At 47.0% G+C, this 17,887-nt stretch carries 21 protein-coding genes; 18 read left to right on the top strand and 3 right to left on the bottom strand.

Going from position 1 to position 17,887, the window contains the following annotated elements:
• Positions 1-2 precede the first annotated feature (2 nt).
• Genes J7L64_08680 through J7L64_08650 form a run of 7 tightly spaced genes read left to right on the top strand, consistent with a single transcriptional unit; the run spans position 3 to position 5,569 of the window.
• Positions 3-905, top strand: a complete 903-nt coding sequence (locus tag J7L64_08680; protein MCD6452417.1) for a hypothetical protein — start codon at positions 3-5, stop codon at positions 903-905.
• Positions 902-1,474, top strand: a complete 573-nt coding sequence (locus J7L64_08675) for a hypothetical protein (GenBank protein ID MCD6452416.1) — start codon at positions 902-904, stop codon at positions 1,472-1,474. The genes J7L64_08680 and J7L64_08675 overlap by 4 nt, the downstream gene beginning before the upstream one ends.
• Entirely contained in the window at positions 1,471-2,043 is a 573-nt protein-coding gene (pilO, locus tag J7L64_08670; protein MCD6452415.1) for a type 4a pilus biogenesis protein PilO, read from the top strand. Before J7L64_08675 ends, pilO begins: the two co-directional genes overlap by 4 nt.
• Positions 2,027-2,548, top strand: a complete 522-nt coding sequence (locus J7L64_08665) for a hypothetical protein (protein ID MCD6452414.1) — start codon at positions 2,027-2,029, stop codon at positions 2,546-2,548. The genes pilO and J7L64_08665 overlap by 17 nt, the downstream gene beginning before the upstream one ends.
• A gap of 20 nt (positions 2,549-2,568) precedes the next feature.
• A complete protein-coding gene (locus J7L64_08660; GenBank protein ID MCD6452413.1) occupies positions 2,569-4,698 on the top strand; it encodes a hypothetical protein in 2,130 nt (709 codons plus the stop codon).
• Positions 4,699-4,707: 9 nt separating this feature from the next.
• Positions 4,708-5,169: a type II secretion system protein gene (locus J7L64_08655; protein MCD6452412.1), complete on the top strand. Its 462-nt coding sequence runs from the start codon at positions 4,708-4,710 to the stop codon at positions 5,167-5,169.
• 10 nt (positions 5,170-5,179) lie between these two features.
• Positions 5,180-5,569 (top strand): prepilin-type N-terminal cleavage/methylation domain-containing protein, encoded by a 390-nt coding sequence (locus tag J7L64_08650; protein ID MCD6452411.1) that lies wholly within the window; start codon positions 5,180-5,182, stop codon positions 5,567-5,569.
• Here the strand turns inward: J7L64_08650 and J7L64_08645 are convergent.
• The 3 genes from J7L64_08645 to J7L64_08635 form a co-directional block, all read right to left on the bottom strand.
• Positions 5,554-5,745 (bottom strand): hypothetical protein, encoded by a 192-nt coding sequence (locus J7L64_08645; GenBank protein MCD6452410.1) that lies wholly within the window; start codon positions 5,743-5,745, stop codon positions 5,554-5,556. The genes J7L64_08650 and J7L64_08645 overlap by 16 nt on opposite strands.
• Positions 5,746-5,949: 204 nt before the next feature.
• Positions 5,950-6,372, bottom strand: coding sequence for an ATP-binding protein (locus J7L64_08640; protein ID MCD6452409.1), 423 nt, complete (start codon positions 6,370-6,372; stop codon positions 5,950-5,952).
• Positions 6,373-6,517: 145 nt separating this feature from the next.
• Positions 6,518-8,164 (bottom strand): C69 family dipeptidase, encoded by a 1,647-nt coding sequence (locus J7L64_08635; protein ID MCD6452408.1) that lies wholly within the window; start codon positions 8,162-8,164, stop codon positions 6,518-6,520.
• A gap of 216 nt (positions 8,165-8,380) precedes the next feature.
• Here J7L64_08635 and J7L64_08630 point away from each other — a divergent pair, with 216 nt between their 5' ends.
• From J7L64_08630 to J7L64_08580, 11 genes are all read left to right on the top strand, one after another.
• Positions 8,381-9,013, top strand: coding sequence for a hypothetical protein (locus tag J7L64_08630; protein MCD6452407.1), 633 nt, complete (start codon positions 8,381-8,383; stop codon positions 9,011-9,013).
• 56 nt (positions 9,014-9,069) lie between these two features.
• On the top strand, positions 9,070-9,900 hold the full coding sequence (locus tag J7L64_08625; GenBank protein ID MCD6452406.1) for a diacylglycerol kinase family lipid kinase: 831 nt from the start codon (positions 9,070-9,072) through the stop codon (positions 9,898-9,900).
• Positions 9,901-10,014: 114 nt separating this feature from the next.
• Positions 10,015-11,172 carry a cysteine desulfurase NifS gene (nifS, locus tag J7L64_08620; protein ID MCD6452405.1) on the top strand — a complete coding sequence of 386 codons (1,158 nt, stop codon included), beginning with the start codon at positions 10,015-10,017 and terminating at the stop codon, positions 11,170-11,172.
• Between the two features lie 3 nt (positions 11,173-11,175).
• The gene (gene nifU / locus J7L64_08615) at positions 11,176-11,586 is read left to right on the top strand and encodes a Fe-S cluster assembly scaffold protein NifU (GenBank protein MCD6452404.1); all 411 of its coding nucleotides are present in this window, start codon (positions 11,176-11,178) and stop codon (positions 11,584-11,586) included.
• A gap of 63 nt (positions 11,587-11,649) precedes the next feature.
• Positions 11,650-12,222 carry a 2-oxoacid:acceptor oxidoreductase family protein gene (locus J7L64_08610; protein MCD6452403.1) on the top strand — a complete coding sequence of 191 codons (573 nt, stop codon included), beginning with the start codon at positions 11,650-11,652 and terminating at the stop codon, positions 12,220-12,222.
• Positions 12,219-12,512: a 4Fe-4S binding protein gene (locus J7L64_08605; protein MCD6452402.1), complete on the top strand. Its 294-nt coding sequence runs from the start codon at positions 12,219-12,221 to the stop codon at positions 12,510-12,512. Before J7L64_08610 ends, J7L64_08605 begins: the two co-directional genes overlap by 4 nt.
• A gap of 51 nt (positions 12,513-12,563) precedes the next feature.
• Positions 12,564-13,736: a pyruvate ferredoxin oxidoreductase gene (gene porA, locus J7L64_08600; protein ID MCD6452401.1), complete on the top strand. Its 1,173-nt coding sequence runs from the start codon at positions 12,564-12,566 to the stop codon at positions 13,734-13,736.
• An 11-nt stretch (positions 13,737-13,747) separates the two neighbouring features.
• On the top strand, positions 13,748-14,677 hold the full coding sequence (locus tag J7L64_08595) for a pyruvate ferredoxin oxidoreductase (protein MCD6452400.1): 930 nt from the start codon (positions 13,748-13,750) through the stop codon (positions 14,675-14,677).
• Between the two features lie 25 nt (positions 14,678-14,702).
• Entirely contained in the window at positions 14,703-14,921 is a 219-nt protein-coding gene (locus J7L64_08590; GenBank protein ID MCD6452399.1) for a zinc ribbon domain-containing protein, read from the top strand.
• A gap of 37 nt (positions 14,922-14,958) precedes the next feature.
• Entirely contained in the window at positions 14,959-16,251 is a 1,293-nt protein-coding gene (thiC, locus tag J7L64_08585; GenBank protein MCD6452398.1) for a phosphomethylpyrimidine synthase ThiC, read from the top strand.
• A 140-nt stretch (positions 16,252-16,391) separates the two neighbouring features.
• Positions 16,392-17,887: leucyl aminopeptidase (locus J7L64_08580; GenBank protein MCD6452397.1), on the top strand; the 1,496-nt coding region annotated here is incomplete at its 3' end.

Below are 17,887 nucleotides of genomic sequence, written 5' to 3'. Positions count from 1 at the left end.
CGATGGGAATTTTCAAGTTGAGTTTACCGAGGACAGCTCTTGCCATCTCCTTGAGTTTTGTCGGAGGAGTAGAGGTGGCTAAGAGAGATGGAGAGCTGGAGCTTGCCAAAACCTTCTATGTTGAAGCGGAGTGTCTCTCCTACGAGGGTGATCGTCCCGATAGGGTAGATAAGGAAAAGCTTAGAGGGGTTATTTCTCAACTTCTTGAGAATTGGGAAGGATCGTTAACCAAGATTTCCCTGGTTCTTCCTGATAACCTCTTTCGGATAATTATAATGAACGGACTCACCGAGCTGCCAAAGAGAAAAGATGAGTTGACTTCGTTGATAAGGTGGTTAGCGGAGAGGAAGTTCTCCATCCCTCAAGGCGAATCTTATCTCGATTACCAACGGCTTCCCGAAAATAGATTTCTCGTTGCCGGGACACCGAAAGCGTTGATTGACCAGATGGTGGAGGTGTTATCCTCTCTTTCTCTCCATCCCGGCTGGATCATTCCAGAAAGTTTTGGATTGATGAATTACATCCACCATCTTTTACCTTGCTCCAAGGATGAGGATATGATGTTAGTTAATATTGGTGATCGTTATCTATCCCTCGCTATATTTCAAGAGGATGATCTCCTTCTCTTCCGCCGGAGAGGAATAACAAGCTACCGAAAGGAGGAGCTTATCAGGGAGCTCTCCTCAACTATTCTCTACTACCAGGAGAATTTAAATCCAAGGGAAAGGCTAAGGGTTTTCGTTGGAGGACGAAACTCTCTTACCCTCCATCCCATTGTTAGAGAAGCTTTGTCTCAGGAGGTGGTTTTATTAGCTTCTTCTGCTTCTTTTAGTTCAGCGGGTGAGGTAGAAGTAACTCCTTTACTTGGAGCGATTGGAGCTGCTTTAGAGGGAGTATTGGGATGAAGGTAAGGCTGAATCTTTCCCCGGTGCCTTTCAGGAATTATAAGCCTCGTTACCTACTTTTCTTAATTCTTCTCATTGGGGCTTTGGGAACGGGTTTTCTTGTGGGATCCGATCTTTACTCCTATTTCTCGAAGGTTAGGGGAGAAAAGAGGAAGATCGCCCAGCTTAACCTCGATATCGCCCATCTTGAAAGGAAACTTCGATATTACGAACTTACATTGGGGAAAAGTGATCTTCCCTCGCTTATCAAGAAGGTGAAATGGGCTAACTCCCTTATTAAGAGAAGGGTGCTTCTCTGGTCGAACCTCTTTTCCGAATTAGAGAGAACCTTGCCTCCTGATGTTTTGGTTATCTCGATCGTTCCCCAAGGTGAGGAGCAGGGAGGGATAAGGATGGAATTTCATCTCCTCGCCACCAGTTATCAGTCGGTGCTCGGATTTATATCGTACCTTGAAAAATCTCCCTTCTTCACTGCCATATATCCTGTAAGAGAGATGCTGGCACCGGGAAGGATAGAGTTTCTCCTTGATGCGGTGTATCTACCAAGGCAAAGGGGAAAGAGCCGATGAGAAAGCCCTGGTTTATAAAGAAGATGTTCCTCTTTCTTCTCGGGGCGATAATAGTTGTCAACATTCTGGTGAAGGTAACATTGCTTAATCATCTCCTATTGGGTGTGTCGGAACTTTCTGCTAAAAGGCAAGCGCTCGTTGAGAAGAAGAAGTCCCTTCTTAAAAAGAAGGAGAGATTGGCGATACTGAAGAAGAGAATATCCACAGCTGAGAATGGTATTTCGACTTTCGAAAAGGAGGTGTTAGGGAGCAAGAGCGAGAGGTTGAGCAAGATTATGGACGAGATTGATAAAATTTGTGCTGATCTTTCACTGGAGCGAAGAGAAGCGAGTTACTCTCACCGCTTACTTCCTCAGGGGGTAGAGGAGGTTAGTTTGGTCTTTCCCGTCTCCGGTAACTATGATGATATTCGCAGATTTATCTACCAGTTAGAGCGTTTCCCTTATTTTGTGGTGATAGATAGATTGGAATTGGCTAATCCAGAAGGGGGAGGGGTGGTACTAAACATCTCCCTTTCCACCTATTTCACCCTACAGGGGAAAAGGGGGACTGATGCGGGAGCGAACTAAAAAGATAATCCTCATCCTTCTTCTCTTTGGTCTGTTAGGAGTTACTCTCTATCAGGTGATGAGTTTTTCTCCTGCATCAAGGGAAGGAATGGGAAAAAGAGGAAGGGGGAAAATCGGGGTGGAGAGGCTCCTTACGATGGATCTTCCTTCATTGGAGCTCTCTCTGCTCAAGGAAAATAGAGGAGACTATATCCCCCCCAAGAGGAATATCTTCAGCTTTGCTCCCCGGGAGAATTTAGTTAAGGGTAATGTTCCGGTATCCAAAGAGGCGAATGTTCCTTCATCTTCTGATTCTTCGGTCAACCCAGCACCGATCGAGTTTTTAGGAACTATGTTCAGTGGTGGGAAGTGGCTGGCGGTGGTTAAGTATCAGAATGAGGTTCGCCTTCTTAATGTGGGTCAGGAGTTTGGTCGATTCAGGGTGGAGGTTGTTGGAGAGGATTATTTGGAGATCCTCCACCTCGATGATGGATATCGAGAGAGGTTTTTCTTGAAAAGGAAATGATACACTTTAGGGATGTAAAGATGATTAGACGAAAAGAAATATTGAGGTTATTGTTATTCTTATTGTTTCTTTCCTTCTTTTTCTATTCCTGTGCTGCCTCAAAGGCTTATCGGAAGGGAAGGGAAGCATCGCTCGCAAAAGAATGGGACAAAGCAGTTGCTTACTATTCAGAGGCGGTGAAGCACGATCCGAACAATCCCCGCTATCGATTGGAGCTCGATATTGCCAAAAGAAACGCCTCCTATCAGCATCTAAAGCGGGCGAAGGCGGCGATGAACGAAGGGAATTATCAGTTGGCTCTGGTCGAATTTAGGTTGGCGGTGGATCTTGACCCCACCAATCAGTTGGCTCAGATCGAGTTTGAAAAGGCGCGAGAGAGGGTTCAAAAGGAGGCGGCAAGGAGGAGAGGAGAAATTGAGAAAAAACATGCGGAGAAGCCCAAATTTGCCTTAAGGGAAACAGCAAAAGGGAAGATCAATCTACACTTTCCCCGAAGTACGATAAAGGAGATATATCAGGCCATTTCCAAACTTTCCGGCATAAACATACTTTTCGATTCTTCGGTGCGAGATCGACCGGCAAGCTTCACTGTAAAGGGGGTTACTTTTGAGGAAGCACTCGATGGCTTCACTCAGGCAAATGGTTTCTTCTATAAGGTGTTGAATCCCAAGACGATCATCATAATCCCCAATACGCCCGTGAAGAGAAAACAGTATCTGGAGCAGGGAATTCGCACCTTCTACCTCAGGAATGCCGATTCTAAAGAGGTTGTAACCCAGCTGAGGAGTTTACTCAATTTTCGGAATATTTCCCTGGATAGCAAGCTTAATGCGGTAATTGTTAAAGGGTCTAAGGATGAGCTTTCTTTAGCGGAAGGAATAATCGAGCGGTTGGATAAACCGAGGGGAGAGGTAATCGTGGATCTTGAGATACTTGAGGTGAACCGGGATAAACTTAACGAATTTGGAGTGCTGTTTGATAACTATAAGGTGATTCAGACCCTGAATCAAGGGGAGGGAGGAATAAGCCTCACCGATCTGAAGAAGACTACGCCATCTGATTGGTTTCTCACCATACCGAGCATAGCCTATAGCTTCCTCAAGCAGGATACCAACGCCAAGCTAATTGCCAAACCCCAACTGAGGATCACCGAGGGGGAGAAGTCGAAGCTGTTTATCGGAGAGAGCGTTCCAGTTAAGCAGACGGTTTTTAACCCAGCGCAGACAGTGGGGGGGAATGTGGTTCCCATAAGCTCCTATACCTACCGCGATGTGGGGATAACCATTGAAGTTACCCCTCGAATCAATAGCAAGGACGAGGTCACCCTTGAGCTCTCGATAAAGGTGGATTCTCTGCTCAGCCAGGTTGGCGAGGCTCTTCCCATTTTCACCAGCCGTACCTTCAACACGGTGATAAGACTCCATGATGGCGAGACCAATCTGCTTGCTGGACTTATCCGAAGCTATGAGCGAAAAGGGCTTACCGGGATACCAGGGATAAGCGATATTCCCATCTTGGGAAGGCTTTTTTCCCAAAATAGGTTTGAGAAGAATGAAACGGATATCGTTCTTACCCTTACTCCCCATATCATCTCCTATCCGGAGATAACCCCCGAGGATTTAAAGGAGATCTGGGCTGGAACGGCACAGTTTCCCTCTTATCGAGCGTCCTTTCCCTCAGAAGAATTGAGGGTTTCACCCCCTAAGGGAGAGCGCGAAAAATACGAGGAGAAGATTAAAACAAGGATAGGGGTTTCTCCGGGTTTCATAACCCCCGCCCAAGGGCAGCACTTTTCGGTAGAGATCGTCATATCGGATGCAGAAAATGTAGCCCGGGCTATGTTCCAGCTCATCTTCGATCCCCGGTTTCTCGAAGTGGCTAATATTAGTTTGGGGGGATTTATGGGGAGCGATGGAGCTGAGGTTTCTTTTGTCCGCAACTTCAACAACCAGGCAGGAATAGTGAGCGTGAATCTCGCCCGACTTGGTACTAAGGAAGGAGTAAGCGGTAACGGCACTTTGGTTAGGATAGAATTTATTGCTAAGAAACTGGGGCTTGCTCCTATAGGCTTTGGTGGGGTGCGATTGATCTCTCCGGAGGGCAAAGAGATACCGGTTAAGTATTCCGCTGCTAGTGTTCAAATCTCATAAGGGGGAGCAATGGAAAGGGGGCATTCCTCTGGTTATTCTCTGGTGGAATTAATGGTGGTGGTAGCGATAATTGCTGTTTTGGCTTCGGCAATTCTTCCCTTAGCTGAGATAACGGTCAAAAGGAGTAAAGAAATCGAGCTTAGAAGAGCACTCCGCACCCTCCGTACCGCGATCGATAAATATAAGGAAGCAGCGGATAAAGGATTGATCAAGGTAGAGAAGGGGACTTATGGTTATCCGCCCAACCTTCAGGTTCTGGTCACCGGGGTGAAAAATGCCAAAACTAAAGGGGAGATACTTAAGTTCCTTCGCCGAATACCTAAGGACCCAATGACAAACTCCACTGATTGGGGGCTCCGTTCTTATCAAGACCCTCCTAACGCCAAGAGATGGGGAGGTCAGAATGTCTACGATGTCTATTCGAGAAGCACCGCCATCGCCCTTGATGGAACCCGCTATTGTGATTGGTAAGGAGGGAGAAATGCGAAGAAGAGAAAGTGGATTCACCCTCATCGAGCTGATGATAGTCCTTGCCATCATCGGGATTCTGGCGACCCTTGCCCTTCCCACCTATCGCTATGCCCACATCCGCGCTAAGGAAGCGGTATTAAAGGAGGATCTGTTTAACTTGAGGAGTCTCCTCGACCAGTATTATGCGGATAAAGGGCACTATCCCTCTTCCCTTGAGGACCTGGTTAATGAAGGATATCTGAGGAAAATCCCCATTGATCCGATGACCGGCTCGGCGGAGACCTGGCAACTTATCTATGAAGAGCCGAAGGAAGGTATGGAAACTCCTCCCGGTGTCTATGATATCAGAAGTGGTTCTGACGCCATTGCCCTCGACGGAACCCGTTATTCCGACTGGTAAGGTTCTGGGAGATTTCTCTTTATAGGGTGCTTTGCTTCTGTGTCTCCTGAGGAGGAATCTTTTTTTATCTTCTCTTGTTGGAGAGAGTTTATCAAAAGTTCTTTTATAACAGTATTTTCCGTTTGATAGCTTAAGTAATTTTTTATGTGGAATGCCATATCATCCCAGAACCCCATTTTCTGCTCTCCTCATATTCCACCTATTTTTTCAAAAGTGATTTAAGGCTTTTTTAAAGTGGTGTATGCTGACATAGAGAAATGTCGCTTTTTGACGCACTTATGTCATATTCCATATAAAAGCTTGGAAAGATCATCAAGAAGGGGGAAAAGACGAAACTGGGTGGGGAATAAAAAAATTATCCCTCGCCCTGTGAGAAGGGACTATTTCTTTTTGATCTTCTTTATAATGAATACCCGTCTTCCTCTATCATCAAATATTAGCTCGTCGGAGAAACGGCGAGCGAGGAAAATACCTCTTCCCCGGGGTTTTAGGATGTTCTCCTTTTTGGTAGGATCAGGGATGTTCTGTGGGTCGAAGCCTTCTCCTTCATCTTCGATTTTGAAAATAACTCTATCGTCGAGGATCAGGTAGCTTATTCGGACTTCTTTATCAGGAGAGAAACGGTTCCCATGTTCTATTCCGTTGTAGCAGATTTCGGTTACCGCAACCTGAAGTTCGTAGAGTTCGTTTTCGCTTAGCGAGGTTGTCTTTTCTAATTCCCTAATCAACTTTCCGATCAACGTTGGGCATTCTTTTAGTTCTCTTATTGAATGAACCGGTTTATTTATAAAAAGTTCGTTCAACTTTTTTTTCTCCATGATTGACTTAATTATAGAGGAAAAAGAGGTTATCGAACAAGAAAAGAATCCTCCCTGTACCCCCTCTGTTTTTATTGAGAATAATCTTCCTTAAGAATTTTATCCTACCTTAAAGGGGTAAGGGATTTTTCTACATTCCTTGTTTATTATTGGTGTACTTCGTAATCAGTACCTTACGCAGTTCTCGGTACATTCTTACCGTCTTCTCCATACATCGCTTGGTGTAGTTGGTGAGGAAGCGTTTAGCAAGTTCGGGCTTTTTCTTGTAAAGGGTTAAAGCTTTCAATTCGATGGTTCGCTGGTTCTCAAAAAAGCTTCTTTCCAATGGGTCGCGGAGAGCTCTGAGGTCCTTTATCGCCTCTTGCCATTTTAGATAGAGGAGGTTATCCACGAAATCTATCACCCATCTCGCGGAATTTTCATCGTATTCGTCCGGGTTGTAGGTTTTGTAAAGAGGGGATATCTCTTGAACACCCACATAGATGGGCACATAGGTGCTTACATATTGATTGTCGACATAGAACCAGTAAACCCCACCGATGGGATCAGGTAGCCAACTCCTCAACTGGGCTACCATACCGTAGCCTCCCCTTGACACATTCCTCCGCCAGGTGATATCGAGCAGTTTTCTCATCTCTCGGGTAGGAAATGGAGTGGCAAGAGGGCTTTTGACTAAGCCTCCTTTCCCGTCTGGTACATACCAATCAAGATCCGCGGTCATATCGTAGATCGTTCCCTCGAATACCGAACGCTGGAAGGCTATTACATCCTGCACGGATAATTTCTTTTCCGGCTTAGCTGAGAAGGGATAAAGGGAGATAGGCTCAATATACTGGTGGTAGGCATCATAACCTTTGAAGGGATTGGTGAGCTTCTTGTTGGGCCATTTTTTGAGATGAGGGGCAACCGTACTGTAGAATAACCAGAAACGGCTTATAGCCCATTCTCTTGGTATCGGGGAGTAGGCTTCTTGCCAGATGAAGGGTTTCCCGCTTTTTGGGTCGTACCATCCGTGTTCGATGGCTACCTCCATATAGTTCTTAGAGGCTTTAAAGTCTGGATTATTGAGGTCTATCTCTTTGATTATGCTCCAGTTGGGAATAACCGTAACCTGGTCGTCTGGTAATCTCCGAGCCGCCCATATCGCCCCTGGCTTTCCACTTTCCGGTGTCCAGCCTGGTCCTACACTGAAAACCTCCAATATCCAGACCTCATTGGGATCGGCTATGGCGACAGCCTCAGCATCGCGATAGCAAGAGGGAAGAAAGCCATATTTCTCCATCAGGGAAGTTATAAGATCAAGGGCTTCCCTTGCGGTTTTACACCTTTCAAGGGCGAACTTCATCGCCTGCTCGATGGTCATTATCTGTCTTCCTGTTTTTCGATCTACCTTCAACTCTTCCCTCTGTGCTATGGTGCTTTCAGCGATTGCCAGCTGGTGTTCATTTATATGGGGATAACCTGTATGAAGATAGGCATAGGTTCGTTCAACCTGGGGGATGTAGCCGATTACTTCCCCATATTTATGAAGGGGTTTTCTCACATCCTGAAGGCCATAGTATACCGGGGCAAGAGCTCCCTTTTTGAAGGTTCGGGCAGGAACCACATGGACTCGGCATTCCTCACAGCAATCGGTCTGAGAGACGATTACCGATCCATCCACAGATGCCTTCTTCCCTACAGCAATGATGGTGCAGGCATCGTCAGAAACAGCGAAGGAGATCGAGCTGATAAATGGAAGAAGAAGAAAAAGGAAAAGGAAAGTTTTAAATCTCATCCTTCACTCCTTTTTGATAATTTGTTTTTTAGGACTTTATATCTGACCTTTGTCATTCTTTCCTTCCTCAAGCTTTATTAATTATAATCAAGATGAACGATCTAATAAATGGATAACTTGTTTTTTTATCCTCCCTTATTGTCTTGGTGGGTAGTGTATGTTAAAGTATAAAGCTCTTTGTATAAAGAGGATAATATTTGAACAAGGAGAGGAATTATGGCTACTTCCTTTGATGTTTTGATAGTTTCTACTATTTCGATCGCTCTTCTTCATACCTTGGCTCCGGATCATTGGGTTCCCTTTGTTATGATAGGCAAGGCTCAGGATTGGTCGATAAGGAGGCTTTTGGGAATCACCTTTCTTGGAGGTGCTGCCCATGTGTTATCTTCCGTTGTTTTGGGGGCAGTGGGTATCGCCTTGGGGTTGAGTCTAACCCGACTTACAGCGATTGAATCATGTCGGGGAGAGGTGGCGGGGCTTTTAATAATAGGGTTTGGAATCGCTTACGCCATCTATGGCTTGAAGCATATAAGCCATGGACATATACATCATTTAGCTGAAAGACACAATATCACTACCACTTGGACTTTGATAGCGATATTCCTCCTCGGTCCCTGTGAGCCGCTTATTCCCTTGATGTTTCTCGGTATAAATTTCGGTTGGCATGCTGTGTTTGTAGTATCCCTTCTCTTCAGCATTTCGACAGTAGGTATGATGCTCCTTGAGACCTGGCTTGCCTTTTCTGGGATTAGGCTCCTTAAAGCAGAGCGGTGGGCTAAATATACCCATTTCTTAGCTGGACTTACTATAGCTGCTACTGGGGCTGTAGTGATGTTACTTGGTATTTAATGATGGATAAATTAATAAAGGTTATTATCAACCCAAAATCCGGTTGGGGGCGGTGGGTGGAGCAGGAAATAGGGGTTCTAAGGAGATGTTTAAGGGATGCCCCGTATCAAGCCGAGTTCTTAGTGACGAAGAGGAGAGGGGAGGGCGAAGAGATAGCGCGCCGGGCTGTAAAAGAGGGCGCCTTTATGGTGGTGGCGATAGGGGGAGATGGGACGATAAACGAAGTTGCCCGGGGGTTGATCGGTAGTTCGACTATTCTGGGGATAATTCCTAAGGGATCAGGAAATGGTTTTGCCCGTTCACTTGGCATTCCGTTAACGATAAGACGAGCTTGCGAAGTTTTGGTCCGGGGGAATACGCGGAGGATCGATGTCGGTTATTTAGCTGGTAAGCCCTTTTTCAACACCGCTGGGTTTGGGTTAGATTCGGCTATAGGTTGGGAGTATAATCGTAAGCGGAGGAGGTTCCGGGGTTTTTTGCCTTATTTTATGATAGGGGTTAAAGAGTTCTTCGTAGTGAAGCGAGAGGAGGTAAAATTTCAGCTTCCTGGAGATAGCTTCTCGCGCCGTACGCTTTTGGTGACCTTGGCTAATGGGCGGGAGTATGGAAGCGGGATAGTTATTTCCCCGGACGCCGACCCATCAGACGGCAAGCTTGACCTCTGTATGATAGATGACATTGGCCTCATAGAGGGACTTTTCTATCTTCCCTTCCTGTTTAGTAGAAGGATCGATCGGACTTCGGCATACCATCGTTTTCGGATCTCGGAGGCAATTATATTTAGAGAACGGCCAGGACCGATCCACATTGACGGTGACCCTGAAATGGCAGGGGAGGAGCTTTCGGTGAGAATTGAGCCGGGAAGGTTGATTGTGAGAGTTCCTTAGTTTTTTATTTGACAATAGGTAAGCGAAAGGCTATAGTAAAAGGAAGGTGATTAATGAAAGAAGAAAAAAGGGGGGGTAACCCTCCTTTAACCGTGTTTGGGAGGCGAGAGGGAGATGGGTGTGATTTATATGGACCATAATGCCACTACCCCTTTGGACCCCGCAGTGCTTGAGGCAATGTTACCTTACTTGAAAGAACATTTTGGAAATCCATCAAGCACCACCCATCAGTATGGGAAGGTGGCGAGGGAGGCGGTGGAGGAAGCACGGGAAAAGGTTGCTCGGTTGATAAAAGCGAGGCGCGAGGAGATCATCTTCACCTCCGGTGCTACTGAGTCGGACAACTTAGCGATAAAGGGGGTGGCTTATGCTTATAAAGATAAAGGCAACCACATAATAACCAGTTCTATAGAGCATAAGGCGGTTTTGAATACCTGTCATTTTCTGGAAGAGGAGGGGTTCAAGGTTACATATCTCCCTGTAGATCGTTATGGGTTGGTTGACCCTGATGATGTTAAGAAGGCGATTACCAAGGAAACGATATTGATCTCTATAATGCAGGTTAACTCTGAGGTAGGGACGATCGAGCCGATAGAGGAAATAGGGAGAATCGCAAAAGAAAAGGGGATAATATTCCATACCGATGCTGTTCAAGGAGTGGGAAAGATTGAGACTGATGTAGGGAAACTCAATGTGGACCTACTTTCCATTTCTGGGCACAAGATTTACGGTCCTAAGGGAGTAGGGGCACTTTATATCAGGAAGGGGTTGAAGTTAATTCCTCTTATTCATGGAGGAGGGCAGGAAAGAAGTATCCGTTCGGGAACGGAGAATGTCCCTGGGATCGTTGGGTTGGGCAAAGCGTGTGAGATAGCTGGTGAGGTGATGGAGAAGGAAGCAGAAAAGTTAACCTATTTGCGGAATAAATTGGTGGAGGCTGTTCTTTCAGAGATTCCTGATTCGCAGCTGAACGGGCATCCTGAGAGGAGGGTACCTGGCAATGCCAATTTCAGCTTTCGGGGAGTAGAAGGGGAATCCCTTATTCTTTCCCTTAAGGATTTTGCTCTCTCTTCTGGCTCTGCTTGTACTTCAGCTTCGCTCAAGGCGTCCTATGTCCTTCTTGCTATGGGGCTTCCTGAAGCGATAGCCCATTGCTCAATAAGGGTGGGCTTGGGTAGAGGAAACACTGAGGAACAGATCGATCTCCTTATAAAAGAGCTGAAAGAAAATGTAGCCAGATTAAGGAAAATGTCTCCTTTGTATGAGGGATGAGCTATGTATAATGTGGGAGACTACAGCGAAAAGGTTCTGGAACATTATCGCAATCCCCGAAATGTAGGAGAGATTGAAAACCCCGATGGAGTAGGGGTGGTGGGGAATCCCGCCTGTGGCGATGTTATGAAGCTCACTATTAAAGTGAAGGACGGAAAGATAGTAGATGTGAAATTCAAGACCTTTGGCTGTGCTGCTGCCATTGCTACCAGTTCTATGGTTACCGAATTGGTGAAGGGGAAGACATTGGACGAAGCGCTCAAGATTTCGAATAGGACGGTTGCTGAAGCTTTAGGGGGGTTGCCTCCGATCAAAATGCATTGTTCGGTATTGGCTGAAGACGCCTTAAAAGCGGCGATAGAAGATTACCGGAAAAAGATGGGTAAGAAAAATAAGGGTAAAGAAGGAGGGTGATATTATAGGGAGAGATCAGTTAGTAAATTAAGGAATGGTTGAATTAAAAATGAGGTATGGACAATGGGAGGAATAATAGAACTTCGTTGGCATGCCCGTGCCGGGCAGGGAGCGGTAACTGCAGCTAAGACCCTTGCTCAGGTTTATGGAAGCTTAGGGAAGTATGTTCAAGCATTTGCTGAATACGGTGCAGAAAAGCGAGGAGCGCCGGTCATCGCTTATAACAGACTTAGCGATGAGAAGATCCTCCTTCATAGCGGAGCGAGGAAGCCTTCATATGTACTTTTACTTGATCCTACTCTTCTCAAGGTAGTTGATATAGCTGAGGGAGTTGATGATAGCGCCACCTTTATTGTGAACTCGAGCCTTACACCGGAAGAGGTGAGGAAGGAAACGGGACTCAAGAAGGGGAAAGTGATGGTTATAGATGCAACCAAGATCGCCCTTGAGGAAATAGGGAAGAACATTCCTAATGCTCCTATGCTCGGTGCGCTGATAAGGGCTTTAGGTAGTATCAAGGTGGAGGATTTTGAGAAGAAGTTTGTTGAGATATTAAAGAAGGAGTTTTCCGATAAGGTGGTTGAAGGAAATGTAAAGGCAATGAGAAGGGGATACGAGGAGGTAAAGGAAGGATGAGCGAAAAGAGACTTAAGGGATGGAAAGAATTGAATATAGGGGCGGTGATCGATGAGCCAGGAAATTCCGAGGAATATGAGACCGGTGCTTGGAGCCCCAACAAGGCATTTTGGCATAAAGATAGATGTATTCATTGTCTTACCTGTTTCATCGTTTGTCCTGATAATGCGATTGAGGTGAGAGATGGTAAGGTAGTAGGTGTAGATCATTATCACTGCAAAGGCTGCGGGATCTGCGCTGTTCATTGTCCCACCGACCCCAAGGCAATAGAGGTTAAGCCAAAGGGATAATTTAAGGAGAGAGTAAAAATGGTGGTATCAACTAAAATAGAAAAAAGGGAGATGCGTACCCTCACCGGTAATGAGGCTATAGCTGAGGCGATGCGGCAGGTTAATCCCGATGTGATCGCTGCTTATCCCATTACTCCCTCTACACCGGTGGTGGAGAAGTTCGCCAAGTTTGTTGCCGACGGGGTGGTTGATACGGAGCTCGTCACCACGGAGAGCGAACATAGCGCAATGAGCGCTTGTGTGGGAGCTGCTGCTGCTGGAGGGAGGGTGATGACCGCTACTGGAGCGGTAGGGTTGGCTTTTATGTTCGAAGTTATATATGTTGCCTCTTCATTCCGGCTTCCCATCGTGGTAGCTATAGCCAACAGGGCATTGAATGCTCCCCTTAATATTCATGGTGACCATAGTGACACAATGGCGGCGAGGGATTCTGGGTGGATCCAGCTCTATTCGGAGAATCCTCAAGAGTGTTATGACAATATAATCCAAGCGGTAAAGATAGCAGAGCATCCTAAAGTTAGAACGCCGGTGATGGTCTGTTTTGATGGTTTTCAGACATCCCATATGATTGAAAACCTCTATGTTGAACCGGATGAGGTGGTGAAGAGATTCATCGGTGAGTATAAGCCTATTTACCCGCTTCTTGATTATGAACATCCAGTAACATACGGTGCGTGGGATCGTCCGGACTATCTTATGGAGCATAAGAGGAGTCAGGTCGAGGGGCTTTATGCAGCGCTCGAGGTAATAAACGATGTCGGCAAGGAGTATGAAAAGCTTACTGGTAGAAGATATGGCCTCATCGAAGCTTATAAGCTTGAGGATGCGGAGCTTGGTATTGTGGTTATGAGTGCCACTGCCAGTACGGTAAAGGATGTAGTGAATAAGCTTCGCGAGCAAGGGGTTAAGGCAGGTCTTCTTAGGATAAGGGCATTTCGTCCCTTCCCAGCAAGTGAGGTGGCAAAGAACCTTGCCTCCCTTAAGAGTGTTGCTGTACTCGACCGTTCCTGGACCGGAGGCGCCATTGGGGGACCTCTTTTCCATGAGGTATGTTCCGCCCTCTACAACCTTGATACTCATCCCAAAGTGGTTAATTACATTTATGGAATTGGGGGACGTGATGTCTATCCAGAGCATATCGAAGGTGTCTACCAAGACCTCTCGAAGATAGCCAAAACGGGAAGGATTGAGCGTCTCCTTGGTTACCTTAACCTTCGTGAGTAAGGGAGGAAGAAATGGCTCCGATAAGGCTTAAAGATATAGCTGGTAAGACGGAGAAATTTGCCCGTGGGCATCGGCTGTGTCCTGGCTGTGGTGCTGCCATCACAGTGCGGCAGGTGATGCTTGCCGTTGGCGACCGACCAGTGGTAGTAGCTACTGCTACTGGTTGTATGGAGATAGGGACCAGTCTTTTCCCCCATACATCGTGGCGGGTTCCTTGGATTCATACGAACTTTCCTAATGCTGCTTCGACCATCTCCGGCGTGGAGGCGATGTATCGGGCGAAGAGGAAGAAAGGGGAAGTGAGCAAGAAGATCAAGTTCATCGCCTTTGGAGGTGACGGTGGAACCTATGATATCGGTTTTCAGGCTCTTTCCGGCGCTGCTGAGCGGGGGCATGACTTCGTATATATTTGTCTTAATAATGAGGGATATATGAATACCGGCGGTCAGCGTTCCAGTGCTACCCCGATGGGTGCTGATACCACCACCTCTCCTTCGGGAAAGGTCCTTCCGGGAAAGATCCAGTGGCGTAAGGATATGGTTCGGGTTATGGCAGAACACGGTATATATGCTGCCCAAGCTTGTCCCAGTAAATGGATGGATCTTATGAGGAAGGTGGAGAAGGCGTTGGAGATAGATGGTCCTGCCTATATCGATGTTCTCATCCCCTGTCCTACCGGATGGAAGGGTGATCCCAGTCAGAGCTTGGTTACGGTCCAGAAGGCGGTGGATGCTTGCTATTGGCCCCTCTATGAGATAGAGGGTTACAAGATTAAACTTAATTATAAGCCAAAGGAAAAGATCCCTATAACTGAGTGGTTCAGGAGTCAGGGGCGGTTTCAACATCTCTTGAAACCGGAGTATAAAGACCTGGTGGCTAAGATCCAGGCTGAAGTAGATCGTCGTTGGGAACGGCTTCTTAAAGATGCTGGAGAGGCTTAGGTTCATCATTTAGGGAGAAAGAAAATTGCCGATCTTCGAATATAGATGTTCCCATTGTTCCCATAGGTTTGAGAAATTGATTTTAAAGGAAAATGATATCCCTTCTTGTCCCAAGTGCGGTAGTTCAGATGTAGAGAAGTTATTCTCTACCTTTGGGGTCCAAATGAAAGGAGAAGGATTCTCATTATCTTCCTCAAGTTGTTCCACCTGTAGTAGTAATAGTTGCCGAACTTGCGGCAAGTAATTATATTTAAGGAGGATGTTAAATTGAGGATGGGCAGATGACACAATTGACCGAAGCAAAGAAGGGCGTTGTTACCAAGCAAATGGAGCTGGTCGCTCGGGATGAGGGGCTTTCTCCTGAGGAGGTGGCAAAGGGAGTAGCGGAGGGGATTATCGTTATCCCGAAGAACATAAACCATAATTTCCCCCCTCGTGGTATTGGGAAGGGGCTTCGCACCAAGGTGAACGCTAACATCGGTACCTCGGCGGAACATCATGATTTACGGGAAGAGCTTACCAAGCTTGAGGTGGCGGTAGAGGCTGGGGCAGATAGTGTAATGGATCTTTCCACTGGTGGAGACCTTGATAAGATAAGGCGGGAGATATTGAACCGTTCCCCGGTTATGGTGGGCACGGTGCCCATTTATCAGGCGGTGGTGGAGTATTCGGAGAGGAATGGCGATTTCCGCAATATGGATGAGGATTTCCTCTTCTCTATCATTGAGCGACAGGCGAAGGATGGGGTCGATTTCGTCACAGTACATTGTGGGGTTACTAGGAAGGCGGTCGAGTTGCTCGAAAAAGAAGGCAGGGTAGGGGGGATAGTCAGTCGCGGGGGGGCGTTTTTAGCAAGCTGGATGGAGTATAACGATAAGGAAAACCCCCTTTATACACAATTCGATCGGCTTCTTGAAATAGCTAAGAAGTACGATGTCACCCTTAGCCTTGGTGATGGTTTAAGACCAGGAGCGATAGCCGATGCTTCGGATAAGGCGCAGTTTATGGAGTTGATAACCTTGGGGGAACTTGCAGATCTTGCCCGCAAGGAAGGGGTTCAGGTTATGATAGAGGGTCCGGGACATGTTCCTCTTGACCAGATCGAAGCAAATGTCAGGATGGAGAAGGAGCTCTGTAATGGTGCTCCCTTTTATGTCCTCGGTCCATTGACCACGGATATCGCTCCTGGGTATGACCATATCACCGGGGCTATTGGTGGTGCTATAGCTGCCGCCGCTGGCGCTGACTTTCTTTGTTATGTTACTCCGGCGGAACATCTTAGGCTTCCCAACCCCTCCGAGGTGAGGATGGGGGTGATCGCGGCGAGGATCGCTGCTCACTCTGCGGATATCGTCAAAGGTGTACCTCGAGCGCAGGAGCGAGACCAGATGATGTCGGAGAAAAGAAGGGAGCTTGATTGGGAGGGGATGTATCAGCTGGCACTGGACCCTGATCTTGCCCGTAGGATGCGGAAGGAGAGCGAAGCTTATATGAAGGAATATTGCACGATGTGTGGGAAATACTGCTCGATCAGGCTCAATCCCAAGGGAAAGAAGCTTGAGGTAAAGAAGTAGCCCAATTGATTTTGGAAGCCGCCACCGGTGGTCTTGAAATGGGCCGTATGACCCATTAGTCTTCCATCAGGGTAATCCTAGGAGGGGAAGATGTTCAGGATCGCCGAGGCGGCTTCCATTATTTTTCGCAAGGAGGCAAGATGGAGATAAAGGTAGAGAAAGGTATTAAGATAACCCCGAAAATGGAGCTTTTAACGATAGGTTTATTCGAGGAGGAAACACTACCGCAGGCGATAGAGCAGTTGGATGTGACCTTCGACGGATGTATCAAGGAGGTTCTCTCTTCAAACGACTTTAAGGGGAAGGATGAGGAACTTCTCCTGCTTCATCCGAAGGAGAACCCGATAACGAAGAGAGTGCTTCTGATCGGGCTCGGAAAGAGCAAAGAGTGCAATCTGGAGGGAATAAGGCGAGCGGCAGGGCGAGCGAGCGATTATTCCTGTAAGCTCAAAGTGAAGGAGTTGAGTTTTTTATTAAGAAGTTTTTCTCTTTCCTCGCTTGACTCCTCTCAACTCGCAAGGGCATTGGTAGAGGCTTCTTTGTTAGCCAGCTATCGTTTTGATAAGTTCAAGGAAAAAAGGGATAAAGCCAAGATTGAAACCATCCGCTTATGGGATTTCGAGGGAAAGAAGGATGCTGAGGGTTTGAGAAAGGGGGGGCTTCTGGGCAAAATCATTGCCGAGGAGACCTGCTATGCCAGAGATCTCGTTTTTCTCCCGGGGAACTGTGCCACCCCTGAGCTCTTGGCTGAGGAGATCAAGAAGGGCATTTCCGATCTTCCCATCACTTGCTCTCTTTTAACCCCTCGCGATATGGAGAAGTTAGGTATGGAGGCGATACTGGCTGTGGGGAAGGGAAGTGAGAACCCGCCTCGTCTCATCATACTGGAATACAATCCGAAGAACGCCAGAGGAAAGCCAGTTCTCCTTGTGGGAAAGGGGGTTACCTTCGATGCCGGTGGCATATCTTTAAAACCCTCTCGGGAGATGTGGGAGATGAAGAGTGATATGGCGGGTGGAGCAGCGGTGGTTTCCGCGGTGAAGGTAGCGGCACGACTTAAGATTCCTCGGAGGATAATAGCCATAGTGCCAGCAGCGGAGAACTTGCCGAGTGGAAGGGCAACAAGACCGGGTGATGTCGTTCGCTCTTATTCCGGGAAGACAATAGAGATAATAGATACCGATGCGGAGGGGAGGCTTCTTCTCGCCGATGCCCTGGCATACGGAAAGGATGTCTATAAACCAGGGATGATGATAGATCTCGCTACCTTAACCGGAGCTTGCATCATCGCGCTTGGCAATCATGCTGCGGGGATGTTGGGGAACGATAAGGAACTTAAGGATGAACTTCGGAGGGCAGGGGAGCGGACCTATGAGCGGGTATGGGAGCTTCCCTTATGGAAGGAGTATAAAGAGGAGATGAAAAGTGATATCGCCGATGTAAAAAACTTAGGGGGAAGAGAGGGTGGAGCGATCACCGCGGCAGCTTTTTTGAGCGAATTTGTGGGGGATACCCCTTGGGTTCATCTCGATATTGCCGGCGTTGCCTGGACCAAAGAGAAGAAGCCTTATATCCCTAAGGGGGCTACTGGTTTTGGGGTGAGACTTTTATCGGAGTTTCTTCTAAATTTAAAAGG

Source organism: Acidobacteriota bacterium (genome assembly GCA_021161905.1).
Taxonomy (GTDB): domain Bacteria; phylum Acidobacteriota; class B3-B38; order Guanabaribacteriales; family JAGGZT01; genus JAGGZT01.
Note: the sequence above shows the minus strand (reverse complement) of the source record. Positions and strands in the feature narration are given on the sequence as shown.